Genomic DNA, 6,474 nt, shown 5'->3' on the forward strand with positions numbered 1-6,474 from the left:
TAAAATTACGTTTCACTAAATCATCTGCTCTTTTTTGATCATCTCGGCTACGGGTGGTTTGTTTATTCTTACCACGCCAAACACCTTGTATACCTAGCTTCTGCATCAATCGAGCAACTGTACAGCGTGCAATAATATAACCTTCACGTTTCAGTTTTTGCCAGACTTTACGAACGCCATACCGCCTCGAACTTTCTTTCCAAATTCGTTTAATTTGTTCAGCATGATGCACATCATGTAGATCTCGTTTCGCTCAATGTTCTGGATTTTCACAGAGATCTAAAGTCCGGTAATAGGTTGAAGGTGCGATAGGTAAAATTCTACAAATCGCCTCGACTCCGTACAGCTCTTTATTATGATGGATAAAATCCACCATTATTTGTGTGGGCGGTCGAGCTCCGCCTGGGTGAAAAAAGCAGCTGCTTTACGTAGAATTTCGTTAGCACGTTGCAGTTCTTTATTTTCACGTTCGAGTTGTTTAATCCGTTCTTGATCTGAAAGTTGCTGTACTTTAACTGGATTTTGTTGATCGAGATGTTTTAAATACCAAACACGTAGTGTTTCAGGAGTACAACCTATCTTGGGTGCAATTGCTGTGATTGCAGCCCAATTCGATGGATAATCTTTTTCGGATTCAATCACAAGATGAACCGCTCTATCTCTGATTTCAGGGGTATATTTTACTTTTTTCATCGGGGCATTCTCTCAGGAAAGTTGGTCTCCGACAAACCCGGTACGGTTCATTTAGCCATTAAAAAGCACCCTTCAAATTAGACTAAGAGTGTCCAACTTTCGGGGTGCAGATTAGGATGTCGGGGTTTTTTATTATTATAATATTAATGGGTTGTATTGATGAAAGTATGGTTAAGCGCTGAATTAAGTAAAGAAGTTTTAACTGAACAGCAAATTCTACAGGAATGTAAAGCACGTAATGCAGTTGTTGATACCTTAAACCTGAGGCTAAATGATAAATTCTATAATATTCCCTTAAATAGTTGGGATTGTATAATCATTATAATGGGTGAAGATAGTTTTGAAGAACGTATCTATTATTCTATTAAACGCCAAAATATGGATTTTCGCTTAAGAATAGATCCTACGACCTTTAAGGCCACAGACGACTTAGGACGAAAGAAACTTATTTTTTCTACGCTTTTAAGGAGTATAAATTTATTAAAAATTAAGTTTGAAAAAGTTCGCCCAAAACTTAATTCAAAAGTTTTTGAAGAGCTAGAAAGACTTAAAGAGGATGTACTAAATATTGCAAAAGAAGAAAGTTGGATTTAGCATTTAATTTGAATAAAAATATAAATTTTTTGAGCACTCATTTAATATAAAAATACTTTTTAATATTTAAATATCTGTTTTGACTCATTAACTCTTAAAATGAAAAAACTCAAATATTTAGAAACGCGGATTCAAATACCAAGTGCGACACATTTGTATTTAGTTGAAAAAGTTAGGTGTATTAGAATCATTAGACTTTTTCAACTCGCAATTGGAAAGCACACAATGAAGCAATACACCCAACTTTCTCAAGAAGAAAGATACGAAATTTATGCTACTTTGAAAAGTAAATCTTCAATCTCCACCCTTGCCAGAGAGCTTGGACGTTCCCGATCAACCATTTATCGTGAGATCAAAAGGAATACAGGACAACGTGGCTGGTTAGATGTCCCATCGCCTGAATGGGTCTATCAGTACATTTATCAGGATAAATCTAAGGGTGGAAAATTGCATCAGCATTTAAGACACCAGAAAACATATCGCAAGCGGGGTTATAAAAACACAGATCGTAGAGGTCAACTTGTTGATAGAACAAGTATTCATTGTCGTGATGAGGTCACTGAGAAACGTCAACGCCTAGGTGATTTTGAAGGTGATACTGTAATAGGCAAGAATCATAAGGGAGCATTATTAACCCTGGTTGAACGCAAGAGTCTGTATGTACATATTGTTCATTTGGGGCAAACGAGAACCACAGCTAAAACGATCTCGTGTGCTTTAGCATGTTTGCGTAGTAGTCATGCCTATAGTGTGACCTTTGATAATGGCAAGGAATTCTCAGAGCATAGGCGGATAACGGACGCAGGCATAGAGACTTACTTTGCAGATCCGTACAAGTCTATTCAACGAGCCAGAAATGAAAATACGAATGGTCTGATCAGACAATATCTGCCAAAATCCTCATCGTTTGATCATGTTTCAAAAGAGCGGATAGAACAGATAGAGACTGCTCTAAATAATCGTCCTAGAAAGACACTGGGCTGGTATACACCCAGTGATATTATGGCTGGTTTTTATACTGTTGCACTTGCCGCTTGAATCCGCCAAATATTAAAAACAAAAATGCCGGCATTGAGCCAGCATTTTGAGAGAAGCTAAATATTTAGCCTGCAATAACACCACCATCCTTGCGAGTGATGACCACCGTTGCAGAGCGTGGTCGAGAAGTGGCAGATGAGTTAGTCTGTGAAGCTGGCCAATGACTGGTTGGTTTGTTGTAGGCCGGGGAATCTTCCCCAGGATGCTGTACATTAATGAAAATAGCTTTATAGTCCGGTGTCATGGTTACACCTGTAATCTCACAGTCTTTCGGACCTGTCAGGAAACGACGTAAAGTCTGATCTGTGACTTGAGCACCAACAATAGTTTCCTGCCCTGAAGAGGTGGTTGCTCGAGTACCATCTCCAACCTTACCAGGAAGTGCAGCCAGCATCATACAATTGGTCGTATCTGTATAAGCACCATCATCAGTTTGAATCCAGAGTACTCCGCGGGGATCAAACCACATACCATCTGGCGAAGACAGGTCATTATTATCATTTAAACCCGACAGGTTGATGTTCTGTGCCATTTTGGCTTCAGCACCAAACAGATAAATATCCCATTTGAACGTTATAGCTGTAGTCGTATCTGCATCTTCATGTAAACGGATAATATGACCATTCACATTACCTTTGCCACCTTCCGGATCGTTATAGTTACGTGGATTGGCAGCATCTAGCGCATGCGTGGTACCGCGGTTAGAGTTATTGGTCAGGGTAACATAGACTTCTCCATTCTCAGGATTGACCGCAACCCATTCCGGACGGTCCATTTTAGTCGCGCCTACGCTATCTGCTGCTAGACGAGCAAAGGTCACGACATCTGCCTGAGAACCAAAAGGATAGGCACTGTTCAACTCATTTAAACCGTTGCTACCATAACTCAGCTCAATCCATTGACCGCTCCCGTCTGCATTGAATTTGGCGGCATAAAGCTTGCCATGATCCATGTATTTATCTCCGGCTGCATAGCCCCTATTACGGTCTTTTTCGCTCCATTTGTAGTCAGAGACAAACTTATAAATATATTCTCCACGCGAGTCATCACCCATATAGAAAGCGAGATTATCGTCTTCACGCGCCCGACTGGCACGGCAATCCTCATGGGCAAAGCGACCTAAAGCCGTTCGTTTAACCGGATTTTGCCGGCTATCAACAGGATCAATTTCTACAATCCAACCGAAAGTATTCGGACCATTCCGGTAATCCTGACTTGCATCATCGGCAGTAACATCTGCACTCCAGCGATCATAAAGATCCTGAGGTTCAATTGTACCTACTGCAGATTCCCAGCCATAACGCGAGCTTGCACCTGCTTTTAAGCCATAGCGTTCCAGAGCAAGCTTTTCTTGCGGCACACGATTAGCATCATCAGTTTTGCTACGAACAAAATAACCAATAAAGTTTTCTTCAGTGGTGAGATAGGTACCCCATGGGGTATAGCCGTTGCCACAGTTGTTATGCGTGCCACGGGTTAATTTTCCACCTGGTGAAAAACGTGTAGATAGAAGGGCAGACCCACTCGCAGGACCTGAAATGCTCATGACAGTTGAAGCAGTAATACGGCGGTTATAAATTGAATTTTTGACAATTTCTACTTTTTGATTGGAATTGTCTTTTTTGATATGAACGATTGAAACACCATGCGCATTGGTCTCACGAATGACTTCATCTTCAGGGCGACGACCATCGACTTTTGTTGGACCTTGAGGATGTAAAAAAGTTGGATTGATATATTCGTGGTTCATGACCAGCAGACCGTGCTCAGACACAGTCGGGTCATAGCGGCCAGTAGCGATGTTCAAGCCAAAAAAACTCATTCCATCATGGCAGTCACCGGAACGGAACTGAAAGCTTGGTCCGTTCGGGATATTGTTATCATCCCAATCTGGATAGGCAGGGTTAATTGAATCTCCAAGTGCATACAGGACATTGGCTTCATAACCGTCTGGCACAGTAACGATGTCATTTAAGTTTTTGGCCACTGGCGTGAAGTTGAGTTGCTCTGGTTTTGTATTGGGATCAATAGCAGGCGGGTTTGGTGCGGTCTCGGTTGGCGGTACAATAGAATCATTATCGTTGTCCCCACATCCAGTCAAAGAAGAGGCAAGAGCCAATGCTGCAGCCCCACTTGCAGTTTTGGCAATCAAGTCACGACGCGATATGGATTGTTCTAAAATATCCCGAAAATGATGATTATCTGATGTATTATTATCCAATTCCTGATTTTCATCATAAGGTAAGTAATCTGTCATTCTTTTATTCCCATAACTAAGGTCTGGTTGTTTTAAAGTCAGGAATAAATTAGCGGTTGAATATGACAGTCAGGTGAAGCTAATATTGCGGATTTATTAAATATAATATTGATTTATATATTAAAAATAAAAGCAGCTTAAGCTGCTCATAGAGTATTTTCTTCTTTTATGTTCTTTTTATTATTATTCAGTTATGTCCGGTCATCATTTTTCTATCCATTTTCCTGCCGCTAAGCCTAGTTCAAATAACAGCCACATTGGAACAGCTAACATAATCATTGATAGGGCATCGGGTGGTGTCACAAACATGGCAATAAAAAAACATCCCACCACAATAAATCGTCTTTTTTCCACCAAGGTCTGTGTGCTGACAACACCAATTATAATAAGCAGGAGCGTGATAATAGGGATTTCAAACGTAAATCCGAAAACTAAAAATAGTTTTAAACAAAAAGCCAGATAACTATTGATATCGGTCATCGGTGCAACAGTGTCAGGTGATACGCTGATAAAAAAATGAAGGATAGAAGGTAAAGCGATTAAATAGGCAAAAGCAATACCTGCATAAAACAGTACAATACTGCTGATTAATAGTGGTAAAGCTAACTTTTTTTCTTTTAGGTACAATGCTGGTCTAATGAAGGCCCAAAGTTGATACAAAATAAAAGGCATGGCGATAAGTAAAGCAATAAAGAAGTTCAACTTAAATGGAGCCATGAAAGTCGCAGTCACATCTGTTGCAATCATGGTAGAGCTTTCAGGTAACTGAGCGCGTAAAGGCTTTGATAAAAGCTGATAAGTTTGGCTTGCAAAAGGCAGTAAACATAAGAATAGTCCTAATAATACGCCCACAATTTTGAAAAGGTGCTTTCGCAGAATCACTAGATGCCTGGTAATTGGCATTTCTTCTAACGGGATTTGCCGGGTATCGTTGTTGGTTTGAGTCGAAGGCAAAATACTCATACGGCCACCTTTATATCAGCATAAATTTTTTCTTGTTTTGTCACTTTATTCAGCTGGATTGGCGGTAAATGAACAGGTGAAACTGATTCATTAATTAATTGGTAAGTCAGCTCATAGTTCAAAAGATGTTGTTCCGGATTTCTAATGATGGGCTGATGGATTACATTTATATTATCCATTTGTGCCTGCATTTTGATTTCTAATTCCTGAATACGTTTCAGCTCGCTTTGCATTTGTTCCCGTAGTTCCGATAGTCGCAATTCACGGTCAAGATCATTTTGTATATTGCTGGCGATCCTTTTGATTTTGGCTGACCATTTACCTATAAAACGTATCGCTTCAGGGAGTTTATCTGGTCCAAGAATGAGCAAGGCAATTGCCCCAAAGACCAACAGCTCAGTCATTCCAATATTGAGCATAGCAATACCTCAATTCTTGATTGAACTCTCACTGGCTTTAACTTTCGCATCAATCGTTCGAGGGTACTGAAGTTGAGCTGCCTCAGCTTCTTCTTCTTCACGGACAGATTTCTTAAAGTCCTTGATTGCACCCCCTACATCTTTTCCTAGATTTTTTAGTTTAGAAGTACCAAACAGTAAGATCACTACAATTGCAAAAATTAGTACATGCCAGATGGATAACCCTGCCATATTTTATCCTCATTTAATCTTTTTAAATTTATTGGCTTATATCAACACTAACAAATGACAGAGCTATGAAGATTTGATGTCAATTTAAAGACAAGAATGGAGAAGGGAAATTTACAATGAGGTACTAACAACCAGTACAAAGTTAGTACCGGATTGATTCTGTTAAGGTATTATTTTTAATTCATTTAATCAAATAGTTAGCCAGCTATATCTAGCTTAATAATTTAAGAAAACTTGCAATTAAAGCTCTCAGTCATTTATCTATATCAATGAATTTAT

Annotated in this window: 6 protein-coding genes, 1 pseudogene and 1 other annotated feature; of the genes and pseudogenes, 2 read left to right on the forward strand and 5 right to left on the reverse strand. The window is 39.6% G+C overall.

Annotated features, from left to right (window positions below; all coding sequences use genetic code 11):
• Positions 1–693, reverse strand: a pseudogene (locus B4J23_RS03435) (IS3 family transposase); the annotation flags it as partial.
• Positions 302–418: a sequence feature (AL1L pseudoknot), on the reverse strand. (Overlaps the previous pseudogene by 117 nt.)
• Before the next feature lie 159 nt (positions 694–852).
• On the opposite strand from B4J23_RS03435, the gene B4J23_RS03440 reads away from it, so the two are divergent.
• Together B4J23_RS03440 and B4J23_RS03445 are read left to right on the forward strand one after the other, a co-directional pair.
• Positions 853–1,287, forward strand: coding sequence for an Imm44 family immunity protein (locus tag B4J23_RS03440; protein ID WP_291358765.1), 435 nt, complete (start codon positions 853–855; stop codon positions 1,285–1,287).
• 225 nt (positions 1,288–1,512) lie between these two features.
• Positions 1,513–2,325, forward strand: coding sequence for an IS30 family transposase (locus B4J23_RS03445; RefSeq protein ID WP_291358766.1), 813 nt, complete (start codon positions 1,513–1,515; stop codon positions 2,323–2,325).
• Between the two features lie 64 nt (positions 2,326–2,389).
• On the opposite strand, the gene B4J23_RS03450 is transcribed toward B4J23_RS03445, so the two are convergent.
• The 4 genes from B4J23_RS03450 to B4J23_RS03465 all read right to left on the reverse strand — a co-directional run bounded on the left by B4J23_RS03450 (position 2,390) and on the right by B4J23_RS03465 (position 6,195).
• Positions 2,390–4,582, reverse strand: a complete 2,193-nt coding sequence (locus B4J23_RS03450; protein WP_180052756.1) for a PhoX family protein — start codon at positions 4,580–4,582, stop codon at positions 2,390–2,392.
• A gap of 204 nt (positions 4,583–4,786) precedes the next feature.
• Positions 4,787–5,545, reverse strand: coding sequence for a twin-arginine translocase subunit TatC (gene tatC, locus B4J23_RS03455; protein WP_034171712.1), 759 nt, complete (start codon positions 5,543–5,545; stop codon positions 4,787–4,789).
• Entirely contained in the window at positions 5,542–5,964 is a 423-nt protein-coding gene (gene tatB / locus B4J23_RS03460) for a Sec-independent protein translocase protein TatB (RefSeq protein WP_166134692.1), read from the reverse strand. The genes tatC and tatB overlap by 4 nt, the downstream gene beginning before the upstream one ends.
• A gap of 9 nt (positions 5,965–5,973) precedes the next feature.
• Positions 5,974–6,195, reverse strand: coding sequence for a Sec-independent protein translocase subunit TatA (locus B4J23_RS03465; protein WP_034171713.1), 222 nt, complete (start codon positions 6,193–6,195; stop codon positions 5,974–5,976).
• Positions 6,196–6,474 lie beyond the last annotated feature (279 nt).

The sequence above is a fragment of the Acinetobacter sp. UBA3025 genome (assembly GCF_002367915.1).
In the GTDB taxonomy this organism is placed as follows: domain Bacteria; phylum Pseudomonadota; class Gammaproteobacteria; order Pseudomonadales; family Moraxellaceae; genus Acinetobacter.